At 63.5% G+C, this 17981-nt stretch carries 17 protein-coding genes; 12 read left to right on the top strand and 5 right to left on the bottom strand.

Annotation, left to right across the window (positions count from 1 at the left end):
* Positions 1 to 6: 6 nt before the first annotated feature.
* Entirely contained in the window at positions 7 to 1557 is a 1551-nt protein-coding gene (locus AAC023_RS06025) for an acetolactate synthase large subunit (RefSeq protein WP_339739170.1), read from the bottom strand.
* Positions 1558 to 1583: 26 nt separating this feature from the next.
* Complete coding sequence (locus AAC023_RS06020) at positions 1584 to 2732, bottom strand: alpha-hydroxy acid oxidase (RefSeq protein ID WP_339739168.1); 1149 nt, start codon at positions 2730 to 2732, stop codon at positions 1584 to 1586.
* A 219-nt stretch (positions 2733 to 2951) separates the two neighbouring features.
* On the opposite strand from AAC023_RS06020, the gene AAC023_RS06015 reads away from it, so the two are divergent.
* The 8 genes from AAC023_RS06015 (at position 2952) to ettA (ending at position 10164) form a co-directional block, all read left to right on the top strand.
* On the top strand, positions 2952 to 3851 hold the full coding sequence (locus AAC023_RS06015) for a S1/P1 nuclease (RefSeq protein ID WP_339739166.1): 900 nt from the start codon (positions 2952 to 2954) through the stop codon (positions 3849 to 3851).
* A 137-nt stretch (positions 3852 to 3988) separates the two neighbouring features.
* Positions 3989 to 5011 carry a hypothetical protein gene (locus AAC023_RS06010; protein ID WP_339739164.1) on the top strand — a complete coding sequence of 341 codons (1023 nt, stop codon included), beginning with the start codon at positions 3989 to 3991 and terminating at the stop codon, positions 5009 to 5011.
* An 80-nt stretch (positions 5012 to 5091) separates the two neighbouring features.
* Positions 5092 to 5562, top strand: coding sequence for a GAF domain-containing protein (locus AAC023_RS06005; RefSeq protein ID WP_339739162.1), 471 nt, complete (start codon positions 5092 to 5094; stop codon positions 5560 to 5562).
* 291 nt (positions 5563 to 5853) lie between these two features.
* Positions 5854 to 6477, top strand: coding sequence for a TetR/AcrR family transcriptional regulator (locus AAC023_RS06000; RefSeq protein ID WP_339739160.1), 624 nt, complete (start codon positions 5854 to 5856; stop codon positions 6475 to 6477).
* Positions 6474 to 7199 (top strand): SprT family zinc-dependent metalloprotease, encoded by a 726-nt coding sequence (locus AAC023_RS05995; protein WP_339739158.1) that lies wholly within the window; start codon positions 6474 to 6476, stop codon positions 7197 to 7199. Before AAC023_RS06000 ends, AAC023_RS05995 begins: the two co-directional genes overlap by 4 nt.
* A gap of 118 nt (positions 7200 to 7317) precedes the next feature.
* Positions 7318 to 7764, top strand: coding sequence for a hypothetical protein (locus AAC023_RS05990; protein WP_339739156.1), 447 nt, complete (start codon positions 7318 to 7320; stop codon positions 7762 to 7764).
* A 121-nt stretch (positions 7765 to 7885) separates the two neighbouring features.
* On the top strand, positions 7886 to 8326 hold the full coding sequence (gene trxC / locus AAC023_RS05985; RefSeq protein WP_339739155.1) for a thioredoxin TrxC: 441 nt from the start codon (positions 7886 to 7888) through the stop codon (positions 8324 to 8326).
* Between the two features lie 170 nt (positions 8327 to 8496).
* Entirely contained in the window at positions 8497 to 10164 is a 1668-nt protein-coding gene (gene ettA, locus AAC023_RS05980; protein ID WP_339739153.1) for an energy-dependent translational throttle protein EttA, read from the top strand.
* Between the two features lie 57 nt (positions 10165 to 10221).
* Here the strand turns inward: ettA and AAC023_RS05975 are convergent, their stop codons facing one another.
* The gene (locus tag AAC023_RS05975) at positions 10222 to 11562 is read right to left on the bottom strand and encodes a D-amino acid dehydrogenase (protein ID WP_339739151.1); all 1341 of its coding nucleotides are present in this window, start codon (positions 11560 to 11562) and stop codon (positions 10222 to 10224) included.
* Positions 11563 to 11586: 24 nt separating this feature from the next.
* Here AAC023_RS05975 and AAC023_RS05970 point away from each other — a divergent pair, with 24 nt between their 5' ends.
* Positions 11587 to 12531 (top strand): metalloregulator ArsR/SmtB family transcription factor, encoded by a 945-nt coding sequence (locus AAC023_RS05970; protein WP_339739149.1) that lies wholly within the window; start codon positions 11587 to 11589, stop codon positions 12529 to 12531.
* 68 nt (positions 12532 to 12599) lie between these two features.
* Here AAC023_RS05970 and AAC023_RS05965 read toward each other — a convergent pair whose 3' ends face one another.
* Positions 12600 to 13778, bottom strand: coding sequence for an AraC family transcriptional regulator (locus AAC023_RS05965; RefSeq protein WP_339739147.1), 1179 nt, complete (start codon positions 13776 to 13778; stop codon positions 12600 to 12602).
* Positions 13779 to 14014: 236 nt separating this feature from the next.
* On the opposite strand from AAC023_RS05965, the gene AAC023_RS05960 reads away from it, so the two are divergent.
* From AAC023_RS05960 to rimK, 3 genes are all read left to right on the top strand, one after another.
* Positions 14015 to 14695, top strand: coding sequence for a hypothetical protein (locus tag AAC023_RS05960; protein ID WP_339739145.1), 681 nt, complete (start codon positions 14015 to 14017; stop codon positions 14693 to 14695).
* A 50-nt stretch (positions 14696 to 14745) separates the two neighbouring features.
* Entirely contained in the window at positions 14746 to 15414 is a 669-nt protein-coding gene (locus AAC023_RS05955; RefSeq protein WP_339739143.1) for a DUF2306 domain-containing protein, read from the top strand.
* A 99-nt stretch (positions 15415 to 15513) separates the two neighbouring features.
* Positions 15514 to 16941, top strand: a complete 1428-nt coding sequence (gene rimK / locus AAC023_RS05950) for a 30S ribosomal protein S6--L-glutamate ligase (protein WP_339739141.1) — start codon at positions 15514 to 15516, stop codon at positions 16939 to 16941.
* 82 nt (positions 16942 to 17023) lie between these two features.
* Here the strand turns inward: rimK and AAC023_RS05945 are convergent, their stop codons facing one another.
* Positions 17024 to 17548 carry a fasciclin domain-containing protein gene (locus AAC023_RS05945; protein ID WP_339739139.1) on the bottom strand — a complete coding sequence of 175 codons (525 nt, stop codon included), beginning with the start codon at positions 17546 to 17548 and terminating at the stop codon, positions 17024 to 17026.
* Positions 17549 to 17981 lie beyond the last annotated feature (433 nt).

The raw sequence follows: 17981 nt of genomic DNA, 5'->3' as shown, positions 1-17981 counted from the left end.
CGCCAATCAGATTTCAGCGACGATCAATTGCGGTCCGCCAGCCTTGATGGCGGCGGCCAGGGCGGTATCGAATTCACCGGCGGTTCGCGCGCGAACCCCGGGGACGCCAAAACCTTCAGCCAGCTTGACCCAGTCCATTTTCGGATTGTCCAGCGAAAGCATTTGCTGGGCCGACGGCCCCGGCTCGCCGGCGCCGACGCGGGCCAGTTCAAAGTTCAACACCAGATAGGAATGATTGGCGAAGACGATATTGATGACGTTCAGCTTTTCGCGCGCCTGCGTCCACAGGGCCTGCAGGGTATAGGCGGCGGCACCGTCACCGCACAGGGCAAAGACCTGGCGCTCCGGACAGGCCAGCGCTGCACCGACCGCCTGCGGCATGCCGGCACCGATCGCGCCGCCGGTCAGGCAGAGCCAGTCATGCTTCGGCCCGTTATCCGTCCAGGGAAATACGCCCATTCCCGATGTGGTGGCGTCGTCGCACAGGATGGAATTCTCCGGCATGTGGCGCGCCATGGAGATGCCGACATAGCCGGGATTGAGGGGCTCGTCCGGGAAGATTTTCGGCATTTGCGACCGTTCCGGTGCCGGTACGGCTTTCGCCGGCCCGAGGCGGTCTGCCAGCGCCCCCATCGCGGCGATGATATCGTCGGCCGGGCCACCCAGTGTAAGGGTTTGCGCGCCTTCGGGAGCAAATTCGCCGCGCTCTCCGGGATAGGCAAAGAAGGCGACCGGTGATTTGGTCCCGGCAATCAGCAAAAGGTCGCAATCGGCCAGTTCCTGGATGGCCTCGCCGCCGAGATAGCTCAGGCGCTTCGGGGAGGGGCGGCCATGGCCGCGCGCGATGCGGGGGACGAATGTGTCCATGAAGAGTCGCGCGCCGCTTGCGGCAGCGATCCGCGCGGCGGCCTGGAGCCCGCCTTCCAGACAGGCCTCATTGCCGAGAAACAGGATGGGCGATTTCGCGGCCTGCAGGGCATTCGCCGCAGCGTCGATGGCGGAATCGTCAACCGGGCGCAAAGGCGGCAGGGTGACCGCTTCGATTACATCGGGTTCCTGGTCGGACCAGGCGCAATCAGCCGGCAGGATAAGGCTGGCCACACCGCGTTCGGGCCCGTAGGACTGGCGCACAGCTTCTACCGCCATGGTTGATACTTCGGATGCGAGATTAACCTTGCCGACCCAGCGCGACATCGGCGCGCAGACGCCGGCGACATCGCTGGTCAGCGGTGCATCGAGCCCGGCATGCGCCACGGCATGATCGCCGACGATATTGACGACTGGCGCGAAGGCGCGCCGCGCATTGTGAAGATTGGCGAGGCCATTGCCGACGCCGGGGCCGAGATGCAGCAGGGTGCAGGCCGGCTTTCCGGCCATGCGGGCATAACCATCGGCGGCTCCCGTCGCGACACCTTCAAACAGGCACAGCACGGATTTCATGCCCTCGACCCGGTCGAGGGCCGCAACCATGTGCATTTCCGACGTGCCGGGATTGGTGAAACAGACTTCGACGCCCTGATTGATCAGGGTCCGGACCAGGCTTTCGGCTGCGAACATGATGGCGTTCTTTCCTGTGAGGAGGGTCAGAGAGGCGGGTGGCGAACGAAGTCCGGGCCCAGATCACTCAGGCGTGCCGCCCCGGTCAGGGCCAGATCGCGTTCCAGGCTGGTGGTGAGGAATTCGAGGGCGCGGTGGACACCGGCTTCACCGGCGGCACCGAGGCCGTAAAGATAGGGGCGGCCGATCGCCACGGCGCGGGCGCCGAGCGCCAGCGCCTTGATGATATCGGTGCCGCGGCGGATGCCGCCATCAAGTATGATCTCGGCCTGGCCGTCTACGGCATGGACAATGTCGGGCAGGGCATCGATCGTCGCGGTCGAGCCGTCGAGCTGGCGGCCGCCATGATTGGAGATCCACACCGCATCGGCGCCGATATCGACGCAGCGGCGGGCATCATCGGGCCGCACAATGCCCTTGATCGCGAAGGGTCCGCCCCAGACCTGTTTCATCCAGCGGGCATCTTCCCAGGTGACAGTGCGGTCAAACTGGCGGTTGATATAGCCCATGATTCCGTCGCCTTCCGGCGTCTTGTCGGCGAAATTGGCTGGCGTGATCTTCGGCGTTGTCAGCATGTCGAACAGATAGCCGGGGCGGGCCAGTACCTGGGCGACGGTTTCGGGATTAATCTTGGGCGGGACGGTGAAGCTGTTGCGCAGGTCGCGCTCGCGATTGCCGGCAACGGGCACATCGACGGTCAGGATCAAGCCGGTAAAGCCCGCAGCCTTCGCGCGTTCGAGCGAGGCTTCGACGATGGCGCGGTCCTTCCAGACATAGACCTGGAACCATTTCGGCCCGTCGGTTTCCGCCGCGATGGCTTCGATCGAGGTCGAGCCGAGCGTGGAGAGGGAATAGATCAGCCCGTGAGCCGCGGCGGCGCGGGCCACGGCCGTCTCGCCGCCACGCGGATGGAAGAGGCGCTGGGCGGCCGTCGGGGTGACGATGATCGGCGCCGCACAGGGCGAGCCCATCACGGTCGTCGTCATGTCGATACTGGCGATATCGACCAGCGCCTTCCAGTTCAGCGCATAAGCGTCAAAGCGCGAGCAATTGGCCCGTAGCGTAACCTCATCATCGGCGCCGCCATCAATATAGTCGAAGACCATGCGCGGCAGGCGCTTTTCCGCGAGCGCGCGCAAGTCATCGATATTGTGGGCGGAGGCGAGCTTGTTCATGGATCGAGCCTTGCCTTCGCTGCGCGCGCGGTCAAGCGACGCATTGCCGCAGATCAGCCCGCTTCGGACCTTGCGCGCTTCGGCACCAGGTCCAAATTGAAATCCCCGGTTTAGTTTGGCGATAACGCCCGCCTGACATAGTGGAGGGCCGGCGCCGTCTGACCTAGAGAGGGGACATACAGGCGGCGGGCGGCCGCGCAATCTCCAGGGCGGTAATCAATGTCATTCCTGCGTGCTCTCGTGGCGGGCGGCCTTGCGGCTGCCGCGCTCAGCGTCTCTCCCGCGGCGGCCTATGGCCCGGACGGCCATCGCATCGTTTGTGATCTGGCCTATCGCTATCTCAGCGATGAGGCGCGCACGGAAGTCGACCGGCTGGTGATGCTCGATCCGGAATTCGAGAATTTCCGCGATATCTGTTCCTGGGCCGATGCGGCCTCACGCTCGACCCATGAATTCACGCGGACCTGGCATTACATCAATCAAGACCGCAATGATCCGCAAGTCGATGCCGAGGATTGCGCCGAGGATGGCTGCATCACCTCTGCCATCAGCTTGCATGCCGGTGTCTTTCTCGATCGTGCCCGCACCGATGCCGAGCGCCTCGAAGCCCTGAAATTCCTCGCCCACTGGCTCGGCGATATTCACCAGCCCATGCATGTCTCGATCGAGGGTGATCGCGGCGGCAATGATATCGAAGTGCTCTGGCGCGGCGAACGCCACACCAATTTTCACCGGGTCTGGGATAGCGAGATCATTCTCGACTATATGAGCGAACAATGGGGTTGGGCGCCGGAAGCGACACGCTGGTCTTATTTCGCTGACGAGCTGGCCTCGGAAATCCCACTCAATGGCGTCGATATCCTTACCCCGCTCGACCCGATCGCCTGGGCACAGGAAAGCCACGACATCGTTCGCTCGCGCGATTTCGCCTATTACTGGGCCCGTGCCGGTCAGATGATCGAGCCGGGCGATGCCTATTATCAGCGCGGTCTGCGCATCAGCCGACAGGAATTGAAACAGGGCGGCGTCCGCCTTGCCGGTCTGCTCAATGATCTGGTTGCCGAACGCCGGCTGGCGGCGCTGGGTGGCGGCACGCAACCGGCCGCGCTGGACGATTAGGCAAAGCGGTCGGATCTGAACACGGCAGAGATTCTGCCGGTTTCCGCCTTCTTGTCGCTTGTCGCATCCTGTTCCCAATGGTTAACATGCTCCCAGGCGAGCCCCGTGAGCGGGTATCGCAGCCTCCGGGGGGAGATGTGTTGGATTTCGCGGACCAGACCACGGTAATTGGCGCCGGTATGGCGGCACTGATTGTGGTCTTGCTGATCGTGATCGTGAGAATGCTCACATCGCGGCGCCAGCTGGCCTCGGACGAGGATCAGCTGGCCAAGCTGCGCCGCAAACGGGCTGCAGCCTATCACGAGGCGAAGGCCGAATATCGCAGGCATCGCGCCAAGTTTGAAAAATCCAACACCCTGCTGATCGAGCTCATACATGATCTCGGCGACGGTTTTATCGGTCGCGACAGCGCGCCGCAGCAGATTGTCTTCGACGAGGCGTTTGAAGCCATTGCGCTGATCCGTCAGGCTAATCCACGCTCGAAGATCGTCATTGTTCTGCATACGCTCGGCGGTTATGCGCGTCCGGCCCACATGATTGCGCTGGCCATCAAGGAACATTTGCGCAAGGCCAAGCACAATCCCCGGCGCGACCCGCACGTCGTCGCCTATGTGCCCTATGTCGCAATGTCCGGCGGCGCGATGATCGCGCTGGCGGCCGAGAAGGTGACGATGGACCCGACGGCATCGCTTGGCCCGATCGATACGATTTATGGCGGCTTCCCGACCGAAACCTATCGCGACCTGCTCGAACAGAAGGGGCCGCTGGCGACGCAGGATGTGCTGGTCATGCTGGCGCACGAGGCGGAGAAATATGATCGCTATGCCGACCGTATCGCCCGCGAAATCATCCATCCCAATCACAAGGCCGAGGACAAGGATCCCGATTTTCTCGCCAATTACCTGTCGGCGGGAAAGCTCTCGCACAGCGAGGCAATCTCACCGGCCGAGGCGGAACAGCTGGGCATCAATGTCTCGACAAAGATTCCAGCGGACATTTATGGCCTCGTGGATGCCCGCATTCGCATGATCCATACGCGGTTGGAATATGAAGAGCGACACGCCGCCAATCCCGACACGGCAGCCGGCGAGGGCGAAGAGGCCGACAAGGCGATCGAGCGGGCGATCCGCGAAAGCCTGGGTGGCGGGATCCGGATGTGAGCGTTGGCGCGGCTGCGCTTGAGGCTTGAACCGGCCTTGGCGAGCCCCAATTACAGGGCTGGCCATGAGGGATGTCCCAGATGAGTGAGAAGTCCGGACTTTATGCGGATGTCCGCAAGCAGATTGCTTCGGTGATTGAGGGCGAAACCAGTGTCACGGCGCGCTATGCGACGGCCTCCTGCCTGTTGCGCGAGGCGTTCGGAAGCCGGTTTTTCTGGACCGGTTTCTATGTCGTTGACCCGCTCAAGCCGACGGAATTGGTGGTCGGGCCCTATCAGGGCACGCTGGGCTGTTTGCGAATTCCTTTCGGCCGCGGTGTCTGCGGTACTGCCGCCGCGACAGGCGAAACCCAGCTGGTCACCGATGTCCACGCCTTCCCCGGCCACATCGCCTGCGACAGCCGCTCGAATTCGGAAATCGTGGTGCCGGTGTTCGATGGCGATGGCGCGCTGGTGGCGGTGCTCGATATCGACTCGACGGAGTTTTCTGCCTTTGACCTTGAGGACAAGGCCGGGCTCGAAGCGATTTGCGGCGATTTGCTGAAAGCCTGACTCCAAGCCGCGATCAGCATCCGCCCCGGCTTCGAATGCTTGCCAAAACTTGACGCTGCAAACCTGCCGCGACGAAGGGTGGGTGACAGCCCACCGAGCTTGGGGCGAGTGGGCTGCCACCCGGCCCGCCGTTGGGGCGGCGGGGATGTGTTCAGCAGCGGCGACCGGCGCCTGGCCGCCGGGCGATGAAGGGCCGAGCCTATGTTCGTTGAAAATTAATTCAATGAAAATATTTTCAACCCTGACAGCTGCCCAGAATGAAGGTTTCGATTGGCCAGTACACGCCGGCAAATGAAGGATGCCACGCGGCAAAGGCTGATCGATGCCGGTGCCAGGGTATTCGCTGCCGACGGCGTGCAGGGCGCCCGCATTGCCGACATCGCCCGCGAAGCCGGGGTCGCGATCGGCACGCTATACACCCATTTCCCCGACAAGGACGCGCTGTTCCATGAGCTGATGCGCGAGGGCAAGCTGATGGTGATAGAGGGTCTGATCATGGCCCGGGAATCCGCCGGGACACGCGCCGGACGCGACCGCGCCGCAATGGAGGGCGTGGTCGCCTTTGCACAGGTCTATGCCCCCTTATTCCGCCTCCTTCTGGCCCGGGGTTCAGGCGATCCGATGCAGCGCGAAGTGGTTGATGCAATCACGGACTTGCGCGTGCCTGAACTGGAGGAGGGGCAGGCCGGGGGCTGGATCCGCCGCGATCTCGATCCGAGGGCTGCGGCGCGCTGCGAGGTCGGGGCGGTGTTTCACCTGCTCGATTGGTGGATTGATAATCCCGGCCAATACACCGCCGAACAAATTGTCGAGCAGCTTTGCATTGTGCGGCGCTTTGGCGTTGAGGGCGCTGGTGCGCTCGCTGACGGTGGCAACTTGCCGCCTCCACCCGCTGCAGGCAGCATGACATCATGATACAGACCGCCCATATCCGCCTTGGCGATCAGGATATTCCCTATTCACTCCGGCGCAGCACGCGCCGGACGATCGGCTTTGTCATCAACCGGAATGGGCTGACCGTAACGGCACCGCAGCGGGTCGCCGTCGGCGATATCGAGGGGGCGCTGAAAGAAAAATCTCACTGGATTCTGAGCAAGCTTGCCGCCTGGGCCGAGCGGCCGCACCAGCGCGAGCTCGCCTATGTGACCGGCGAGACTCTGCCCTGGCTGGGCGGTGAGCTCAAGCTTCAGATTGAGCCACGCGGCATTCGCACGACATTGCGCCGCGATGGCGACCGGGTCCTGGTCACAGTCGACCCGGAAGCGAGCGGCGAACTGCGCCGGCGCGCGATCGCCAGCGCCTTGATGCGCCACTACAAGCGCGAGGGTGAGCACTTCATGCGACCGCGTGTCGAGGCCTTCGCTGCCCGGCTCGAACGGCCCGTGCGCAAGGTGGTGATCCGCGATCAGAAGCGCCGCTGGGGATCCTGCGCCGCAGACGGCACAATCCGGCTCAACTGGCGCCTGATGGGTTTCCCCGAAATTCTCGTGGACTATGTCTGCGCCCATGAGGCGGCGCATCTGGTGGAGCCCAACCATTCGCCGGCGTTCTGGAGCACTGTCGAGCGCGTGATGCCCGACTGGCGGATTCACCGTGCGGAAATGCGCCGTGCTGCGGATTTATGGACATGGGTGTAAGGCAGTCGACACCCAGAGCTTGCAAGGCGGCCTGCGTTCATATTGATGAACGGGCTGGCATTTTTGTTAACCAACTGGTTAGTTGAGGAAACTATACTGATCGCAGGGGAATAATCCGATGTCCGATGGATTTGCATACACGCTCAGCATGGTACTGGACGACAAGGCCTTGTCGATCCAGCTTCATGGCGGCTGTGATCTCGAGGCAAGCCTGGTCTCGCTTCATGCGCTCGCCGAGACGCTGGCGCATAATCCGATCGAAGGTTTGTTAATGGACTACAGCAAGTATGATCTGACCTTTGAAATGGAAGAATTTTCGAAAGTCGCGGACGCGTATTGCACCGAATTCCCCGAAAAATTCCCGGTTGCCTTTGTTTATCGGGAAAACCAGGTCGGACGGGCGATCTACATGACCCGACGGCTTGAAGAGACCGGCCGGCCAAGCCGGGCTTTCGAGTCGGCGGAAATGGCCCTGGCCTGGCTCGAAACCCAGCTTGTCCCGCGCGTCTTGCCGCCCGCTGGCGGGGCGGGCAAGCCCGGCGCGAGCCTGGGTGCTGCCGGATAGCCGGGGGCGAGCCTCTTGGCGGCGTCATTGGCATTGCCGCCGCAGCGCCCCCATATGAAGGTCAGAAAGCATTGTCCGCGCCTGCGAACGCGCCATGCCCCTCTCTTTCTGGTGGTTTGCCATGACCGACACAATTCACATTATCTGCCCGGCCTGCCAGGCGAAGAACCGCATCCCGACAGCAAAACTCGCCGCCGGCCCTGCCTGCGGCGCGTGCAAGGCATCGCTGTTTCCTGGTGCACCGTTCGAGCTCGATGAAGCCCGGCTCAACAAGCATCTGAAGAATGACGAAGTGCCGTTTCTGGTCGATTTCTGGGCGCCCTGGTGTGGCCCCTGCAGGACGATGGCGCCGATGTTCGCGGATGCTTCCAGGCAGATGTCACCGGCTGTGCGTTTTGCCAAACTCGATACCGAGCAGCACCAGAGCGTCGGCGCCCGCTTCCAGATCCGCGGCATTCCGCTGATCATCCTGTTCGACAAGGGCAGGGAAGTCGCCCGCCAGACCGGCGTCATGAATGCGGGCCAGATCGTCAGCTGGGTCAGGCAGAATGTGAAGGGATAGGGCCCGCCCCATGGCAATCGCACTGCGCCGTCCCCATCTAGATCACAACACACAATCCGCCGGATGCTCCCCCATCTGACCTCGTGCGCTGCAGCCGCGTTGCCCAATGCGCGCCGGTCAGTTAAAGGGAGCCCAGCTTTTACCCCCTTTGCCGAAGAGACCGTCCGCCCATGTCCGCCTATCAATACGTCTATCATATGGACAAGCTGTCCAAGACCTATCCCGGTGCCTCCAAGCCCGTGTTTGAGAACCTCTCGCTCCACTTCCTGCCCGACGCCAAGATTGGTGTCGTCGGCGTCAATGGTTCGGGTAAGTCCACCCTGCTGAAAATCATGGCCGGCATGGATACCGAATTCGGCGGCGAATCCTGGGCCGAAAAGGGCGTCAAGGTCGGTTATCTGGCTCAGGAGCCCAATCTTGATGATGACAAGACCGTCTGGGAAAACGTCATCGAGGGTTCGGCGCAGAAGAAGCTGATCGACGAGTTCAATGCCGTCTCGATGAAGCTCGCGGAGGATTATTCCGAAGAGCTGATGGAAGAGATGAATACGCTGCAGGAAAAGATCGATGCAGCCGATGCCTGGGACATTGATTCCAAGATCGAAATGGCAATGGACGCGCTGCGTTGCGCGCCGGCCGACTGGGGCGTCAAGGATCTCTCCGGTGGTGAACGCCGCCGTGTTGCGCTGTGCCGGCTGCTATTGTCGGAACCGCACATGCTGCTGCTCGATGAGCCAACCAACCACCTCGATGCCGAGTCGGTGGCGTGGTTGCAGAACTATCTCGAGAAATTCGCCGGTGCCGTACTGGTCGTGACCCACGACCGTTACTTCCTCGATTCGATCACCACCTGGACGCTGGAGCTCGATCGCGGGCGCGGCGTGCCCTATGAGGGCGGTTATTCCTCCTGGCTGGAACAGAAGACCAAGCGTCTGGCCCAGGAAGGTCGCGAGAAATCCGCCAAGGAACGGGCCCTGGCCCGCGAGCTGGACTGGATCCGCTCCTCGCCGAAAGCCCGTCAGGCCAAGTCCAAGGCGCGTATCCGCTCCTATGAGGAGCTGCGCGAGAAGGCCGAACGCGCCGATATTTCGACCGCCACGATCAATATCCCGCCAGGCCCGCGCCTCGGCGGCGTTGTGGTCGAAGTCGAAAATCTGAAAAAGGGCTATGGCGACAAACTGCTGATCGATGGTCTGGAATTCAAGCTGCCACCGGGCGGTGTCGTCGGCGTGATCGGCCCCAATGGTGCCGGTAAATCGACCCTGTTCCGGATGATTATCGGCCAGGAAACGCCCGATGAAGGCTCGATCCGTCTCGGCGAGACCGTCAAGCTGGGCTATGTCGACCAGTCGCGCGACAAGCTCGATCCGAAGAAGACCGTCTGGGAAGAAATCTCCGAGGGCAATGACATGCTCAATCTCGGCAATCGCGAAGTGCCGAGCCGGGCCTATGTCGGTGCCTTCAACTTCAAGGGCGGCGACCAGCAGAAGAAGGTCGGCCTGCTCTCCGGCGGTGAACGCAATCGTGTCCACCTTGCCAAAATGCTGAAAGAGGGCGGCAATCTCCTCCTCCTCGATGAGCCAACCAATGATCTCGACGTCGAAACCCTCTCGGCCCTCGAAGAAGCGCTGGAAATGTATCCCGGCTGCGCCGTGGTCATCTCCCACGACCGCTTCTTCCTCGACCGTATCGCCACGCACATCCTCGCCTTTGAAGGCGATAGCCATGTGGAATGGTTCGAGGGCTCCTTCTCCGATTATCTCGAAGACAAGAAGCGCCGCCTCGGCGCCGATGCGGACATCCCGCACCGGATCAAGTTCCAGAAATTCGGACGCTAGTCCGCAATTTCATTCGCATGCAGAGAAGGCCCGGCGCGAGCGCCGGGCTTTTTTTTGTCAGATCCGGCTCGCCGCGAACGGTGCGGGATCGACCGGCGGCGTCTCGCTGTCCATCAATGCGGCCAGCAGCCCGGCCGAGCCCATCGCCTGGGTCCAGCCGAGATGACCATGGCCGGTGGTCAGCCACAGGCCCTTGGCGCGGGTCTCGCCGATGAAGGGGCGGCCATCGGCGCTCATCGGCCGGAAGCCGGTCCAGGCATTGATCTCGCCGGCCAGCAGCGTGTCGGCAAATTCGGGATAGAGGGCACGGACCAGGGATTTGAGGTTTTCGACGCGTTCGGGGCGCAATTGCTTGTCATTGCCGGCGATCTCGGCCGTGCCGGCGATGCGCAGACGATTGCCCATCGGCGTGACGATGGCATGCAGCGCCTCGTCGAATACCGGTGTGCCGGGCCGCGCATTGAGGCCGGACATGTCCAATGTGAGGGAATAGCCCTTCACTGGACGCACCGGCAGATGCAGGCCGAGCGGTTTCATCAGGCTCCAGGCCGTGTGGCCGGCAGCGATGATGATGGTATCGGCCTCGATCTCTTCGGTCTCGGTGCGGACGCCGACAATATGGCCGCCGCGATCCATCAACTCGGTGACGCGCGTTTCCCATTCGAATGTGACCCCGGCCTTTTCGGCCGCCGCCGCCAGCCCGGCCGTGAAGCGATGGGCATCGCCGGATTCGTCGTCGGGATAATGGATCGAGCCGGCGATCTGGTCGGTGATGCCCGCCAGCTGTGGTTCCAGCTCCAGGGTCGCGGCGCGGTCGAGCACTTCATAGCGCAGGCCGAGCGGGACCAGCTTCTCCGCCGCCAGGATGGAGGCCTCGATACCGTCCTGGCTGCGGCAGAGCTTCAGCGTCCCGCGGCGGAGATTGTCGAATTCCAGCCCGAGCTCATCGCGCACGGCCTGGGTCTGCGCCAGGCTGTAGCGCGAGAGGGCGAAATTCGCTGCGCTGGCAGCGCCATGGCGCGCATGGGTGGAATTGCGCAGGAAGCGCAGGCCCCAGCCGATCAGGCCGGGCAGGGGCGCGAGGCGCAATTTCATCGCGGCGCCGGGATCAAACAGCGAGGCAAGCAATTGCCCGGCAACACCCGGCGCATTCCACGGTTCCGGCTCCGACGGCGTCAGCGCGCCGGCATTGGCGAAGCTGGTCTCCAGCGCCGGCCCGGACAGGGCGTCGAGCACCGTCACCGAATGGCCGTGCCGGCGCAGCGTCCAGGCGGCGGAAACCCCGGCCAGCCCGGCTCCGATAATGATGATCTCGCGGCGTCTCACATCGCCCTCCAGAATCCGGCATACAGGCTTGCCTTTGAACTTCGTCGCGATGCAGATAAAAGCAAGGGACATTCCGCACTTACAGGCAAGATTCCCATGGACGCACTGGTCACTCAGCTCAAGGCAATCGCCGAACCGACGCGTCTGCGGGTGGTCTCGCTCTTGTCACGCGGCGAACTGACCGTCTCGGAACTCGTGCATGTACTGGGGCAAAGCCAGCCGCGCGTCAGCCGTCATCTCAAGCTTCTCACCGACGCGCGCCTCGCTGAACGCCTGCCGGAGGGTGCCTATGTTTTTTATCGGCTCACCGATGCCGGGGGCGGACGCAAGCTCGCGGAAATCCTCACCGATCTCCTGCCCGCCGAGGATCCGGTCCTGACGCGCGATATCGCCCGGCTCGAATCCATCAAACAGGCCCGCGCCGTTGCGGCGCAGACCTATTTCGAGAGCGTCGCCGAGGACTGGGACCAGATCCGCCGGCTGCATCTGGCCGATGCCGAGGTCGAGGCCGCGATGCGCAAGCTGGCCGGGCCGGGCCCGTTCGAGCTGATGATCGATGTCGGCGTAGGCACCGGGCGCGTGCTGGAGCTCTTCGCCGACCGGGTCAAGCGCGGCGTCGGCGTCGATATCAACCATTCCATGCTCAATGTCGCCCGTCTCAACCTCGCCAATGCCGGCCTGAGCAATTGCTCGGTGCGGCATGCCGATGTCGGCGCACTGCCGTTCGAGAACGCCGCCGCCGATCTCGTCACCGTGCACCAGGTGCTGCACTATCTCGACGATCCCGCCGGCGCCGTCACCGAATGCGGCCGCCTGCTCAAACCGGGTGGCCGTTTGCTGATCGTTGATTTCGCCCCGCACCAGCTGGAAACCCTGCGCGAAGATCATTATCACCGCCGCCTCGGCTTCTCCGACGAGGAGATGCAGGCCTGGATCGAAGGCGCCGGCCTGACGCTCGCACACCAGACCTCGCTGCATCCCGATGAGCCCAGCGGGCAATTGACGATGAAGATCTGGGTCGCGGTCCCGAGTGATGGGTAGGGGGCTCCCGGCGAGGCCTCCCGCCTATTCGAGGCCGCGGCTTGTCCCGGTGCGTCCAATCGTCTGAGCTATCCCCCCGCAGCGGAAAGCCGCTGGGCCCGGTACTGGCTCGGGGTCTGTCCCGTGACCCGTTTGAAGGCCTTGTAGAAGGATGAGCGGGCGTTGAAACCGACCGAGAGTGCGGTGGCGAGCACGGTCTCGCTGCCCGCCATGATTTGCGGCTGAGCCGCCAGCACGCGCCATCTGTTCACATAGTCAAAGAAGCATTCTCCAATCGTCTCGTTGAGGGTCTGGGAGATGTGATTGGGCGAGGTCCCGATCTGGCTGGCCAGCCTTTGCAATGAGAGGGCGGGGTCCAGATAAGCCTGGTCTTCACGCATGGCGCGCTCGATCTTGGCGGCGATCCGGGCGGCCTGGTCGGGACCGAGGGCGGAGCGCAGATATTTGCGCTCCCCGGCCTCGTCGGGTTCAGCCCGGTTCTCCTCCCCGGGCTGGACCTCCGGATAACGTCCCTCAAAACCCGGCTTCTGGCGCAGCCCCCATAGGCCGAGAAACCAGACCAGAATCAGCGCGGTGGCAGCATTGACCCAGTGGCCGGCGAGCGCCAGACCCAGAAAATTCTCACTTACGAGCATGCTGGTGGCGAGCAGCCATGATCCCCCGAGAAAAAAGACAAGCCAGGCGAGCCAGTCCAGCTCCCGGTCTTCATTGCTGGCAAACAAGTCCCGGATTCGCCGACCATAGGCCGCGAGGCGATACAGGATTCTCGCGACATAATATCCCGACTGTCCGATCCAGCCGATCACCAGCACGAACAGGACGAGCGCGACGACCGGGGGAAAGCTTCCGTCCGGAAGCTCGCCGTGCAGGAACATGGTCGAGCGGGCTGTCGGCTCCATCGCGGCGATCATGGCGCTCGCCATCAGGCCCAGCAATGCGGGCACGAAATGCCAGACATGGGCTGTTCTCGGGCGCCAGGCGGTCTCGGACGTCAGACCTTCGACATAAAACCACAACATCGGACCCAACAGGAAAAAGGTCGGGGCCGCGATCGCGGGAAACAGGGCCGGTGCCAGCGGGAACGAGGCGTGGAGGAGTGGTGCCGACGCGATCGCGCCGAAGGCGCAGAAAAACCCGGCAAGCGGCAGCCCGGTCGGGGCCCGCGCGGACCGCATCAGCAGCACGGATGCGCAAAGCGCCGCCTGGCCGACAGTCGCGCCTGCGAGCATCACATCAAGGGTGTCCAATAGCCCAGCCTCCGGTTTCCCGCTTGATTAGGCACCCTGTGGCGCGATGACAAGCGGCGAGCCTGAAGCCCGGTGTCCGGCCCGGCAGGCGCGGACAGAAAACTGTCTCAGCCGACAGGCCCGGCCGACAGGCAGGCGTCCGCTGGTCCAGGGATGCGGCTTGTCACGATCGACATTGCGCGGGCGATGGCCTGGCCGGACCCGGCCGGTCAAGGAAGCCGCAGAGGAGAGTTCGCATGATCAGTTTTCAAAGAATTGGCGGCCTGTCGGCACTGGTTGCGGCGGCCACATACCTGGTGGGGTTCTGGCTCTATTTTCAACTTCTCGAGCCGGCCCAATATGGCAGCTCGCTTCTGCCGCCGCTGCAACACGCCGGTTTCCTCGTGGAAAACGAGGCTCTGATGCGGGGCTGGAACTTCATCATCTACATCGTGAACGGCGTTTTCCTGACGGTCCTGGCGATCGCGGTTCACCGTCGCCTGGCAGGAGCGCCCACCGGCCTGGCACTCTGCGCCACGGCGTTCGGCTTGATGTGGGCGACGCTCGTGCTGGCCAGCGGCATGGTGGCCAATGTCAGCCTGGGGGTTATCACCGGATTGTACGAGACCGAGCCTGTCCAGGCGGCCGGCGCCTGGCTGGTCCTGACGACGGTGCAGGAGGGACTTGGCGGTGGCAATGAGCTCGTCGGCGGGCTCTGGATCCTGCTGGTCAGTGCCGCAGCCCAGTGCGCCCGATCTCTTCCAGCCTGGCTCAATCTCCTGGGGGTCATAATCGGGCTGGCCGGACTGCTGACCCTGCTTCCCGGCTTGACCGATGCGGGTGCTGTTTTTGGTCTGGGCATGATCGCCTGGTTCATCGCCGTCGGCTTTGCCCTGCTGTTCGGACGCCGCCCGGATGAATCGGTCGCCAGCCGCTGAGGCTGGACCGGTCCTGCGCACAATTTCACCGTCACACTGAAAGTCACTTGATGGAAATTCCTCAAATCGCCCTGATTCATCTGGCTGCGGGATGCATCACCATTCTTGCCGGAACTGTTGCCCTGGCATCCGCCAAGGGCCGGCGTCTGCATCGGTGGGCGGGTAGTGTGTTCGTCGCCGTCATGCTCTGCCTGACCCTCAGCGGCCTGTATCTCAGTTACAGCCGCGAGATCATATTCACGGCGTTTCTTGCAATCCTCGCCTCGCATCTGGTCATCACCGGCTGGTTTGCTGCCAGACACAAAGACGGGACAACCCGCCGGGTGGAGGTCTCGGCGCTCTTGCTGATCATGCTGAACACGGCGGTGTGTCTGGCAGCTGGCCTGCATCTTTCGATCGCCGGCAATGATGCCCCCGAACTGCCCTCGGCTGCCGAGTATTACATCGTCGCCGGGTTTTCGGGCTTTTTGTCGATCCTCGATTTCAGGGCGCTGGGACCCGCAGGCCTCGACGCTCGGGGCCGCATCGCCCGCCATCTCTGGCGCATGTGCTTCGCCCTGTTCATTGCCGTGGGCATATTCTCCGGGGGCAATAGCAATATTCTCCCTGAATTCGCACAACACCCCATAATCCTGGCGGCGCCGGTCGTGGCGGTTCTGGCCGTGATGGTCTTCTTCCTGTTGCGCGTCTGGCTTGGGCGCGGGCCTCCGGCCGCATAGGTCTGCCTATTCCGGAGCGCCAGTGCTCGCGCGCCCCTTGGCTCCCCCAGACATTCTGCTAAGACCGAACCGTGTTTTATCGCGACGGTTGAGAGACAAATGGACAAGACATTCCAGCTCGGTTGGGAAGAGTGGGCGGCATTTCCCAAGCTGGGGCTGCCGGCGGTGCGGGCCAAGGTCGATACCGGGGCGCGGACATCGGCGCTGCATGCGGTCTCGGTCGAGCCCTTCGGGCCGCTCGACAAGCCGCAGGTGCGCTTCATCATGCACCCGGTTCCGGACAAGCCGGAGATCGAGGTCGTCTGTTCCGCCCCGGCGGTCGACCGGCGCGAGGTGACCTCCTCGAATGGCGAACGTGAATTGCGCTGGGTGATCGAGACGCCGATGAAGATTGGCGACCGCACCTGGCCGGTCGAGCTGACCCTGACCAATCGCGAATCCATGACCTATCGCATGCTGCTCGGACGCCAGGCGATCGGCGAGGATATGACGGTCAGCCCGGGCCAGTCCTGTGCCCAGGGCGTGCTGGATTACGAGCTCTACAAGGATTTCCCGCGCCGCCGCCCGGTCAAGCGGCCCCTGCGCGTCGCGATCCTGACGCGCGAGCCGGGCAATTATTCCTCGCAGCGGCTGAAGGATGCGGCCGAGACGCGCGGCCATGTCGTCGAGATGATCAATACGGCGCGCTGCACCCTGGCGCTCGATGCCGCCGATCCGCGGGTTTTCTATGATGGCAAGCCGCTGCCGGCCTATGACGCCATCATTCCGCGCATCGGGGCGAGCATGACGGGTTATGGCATGGCGGTGCTGCGGCAATTCACCATGATGGGGGCGTATTGCCTCAATTCAGCCGAGGCGATCGGGGCTTCGCGCGACAAGCTCTATGCGCACCAGGTGCTGGCACGCGAGGGGATTGCGATGCCGGTGACGGCCTTTGCGCACTCGCCGAAGGACACGAAAAATCTGATCGCCCATGTCGGCGGCGCGCCGCTGGTGGTGAAACTGCTGCAGAGCACGCAGGGCCGCGGCGTCGTGCTGGCCGAGACCAAGAAGGCGGCGGAATCGGTGATCGATGCCTTTCGCGGCCTCGAGGCCAATTTCATCGTCCAGGAATTCGTCAAGGAAGCGGGCGGTGCCGATATCCGCTGCTTCATCGTCGGCGGCAAGGTGGTGGCGACCATGATGCGCCAGGGCGAGGCCGGCGAGTTCCGCTCCAACCTGCATCGCGGCGGCTCGGCGACCAAAGTCCGGGTCTCCCGGGATGAGCGCACCGCCGCCCTGCGCGCCGCCAAGGCGCTGGGGCTGTCCGTCGCCGGGGTGGATCTGTTGCGATCCTCGGTGGGGCCGAAAATCCTGGAAGTGAATTCCTCGCCGGGTCTGGAAGGCGTCGAGCGCACTTCCGGCAAGGATGTCGCCGGCATGATCGTGGAATATATCGAGGATCATGTGCGCCCCGTGGCGCGCAAGACGGTGCGGCGCAAGAAGGCCGTGGCGGCGAAGCCGGCGCCTCAATCCAGCGAAACCTGACGGCCCGCTTGCGGGGCGCGTCTTGGAGAGGGCCGGACAGGCCTGCCTGGGCCGGGGGGAGGGGCAGGCCTGTCCGTCTCGGTCAGCCGGCGGGGATGATGACCCGGTCGACCACATGGATGACGCCGTTCGACGTCATGATATCGGCCTGGACGACCTGGGCATTGCCGACGCGGACACCATCGGTGGCGTCGATCACCAGCGAGGCGCCTTCAACGGTCTCGACGCTGAGCGTGCGGCCTGCCAGCTGGTCCGACGTCACGCGGCCGGCAACCACATGATAGGTCAGGAGGCCGGCGAGTTCGGCCTGGTTTTCCGGCAGCAGCAGCCGGTCGACTTCGCCATGCGGCAGGGCGGCAAAGGCCGAATCCAGGGGTGCGAAGACGGTGAAGGGGCCGTCGCTCTTCAGCGTGTCGACAAGGCCGGCGGCCTGGACGGCAGCGACCAGCGTGCCGAACTGACCCGCGGCAATGGCGGTATCGACGATATCGGCCTGGTCCATGGCGTGATGGCCATGATGCTCCATCTTGGCCGAGGCCGGAGTGCCGGCGAGGGCCGGGGCGGAGATGGCGGTCGCTGCGATGGCAGCAAGGGCAATGAGACGCATGATTGCGCTCCCGTTCTAGAGACAAGGGGGACCGCCGGTGGCCACCGGCGGTTTTGAGGACTGGGTCTCATGCATGTGACAGACAGGGTTACGCCGGCGCCGCGCAAACGGATGAATTTCTGTCCGATGTTTAATGTTGGGCGCTGCCCGGGCACGCAACCCGCTGTAGTCTGACAGCACCCGGCCACTGGCCACGACGCCGGCCAGAACGCTGCCTGTCACCGAAAACCGCTGTCTGCCATCCTGCCATCAGGGCGCGAAATGGCGTTGTGGGACAGGGGGATGCCGGTTGTCTGCCCGTGGCAGTCAGCCTGTCACCTGTCACCGACTGTCATGTCCGCAGCGCCTGCCAGGAGGCGCTGACGCACGGCCTGCGCGGCAGGCCGGGTGAGGGCGGAAAATTTGAGTGGGGGCCGACGATGTCAAAGAGCGC

It is taken from the genome of uncultured Maricaulis sp., from assembly GCF_963976135.1.
In the GTDB taxonomy this organism is placed as follows: domain Bacteria; phylum Pseudomonadota; class Alphaproteobacteria; order Caulobacterales; family Maricaulaceae; genus Maricaulis.
The sequence above is the reverse complement of the archived record's forward strand: the minus strand, read 5'-3'. Positions and strand labels throughout refer to the sequence as shown.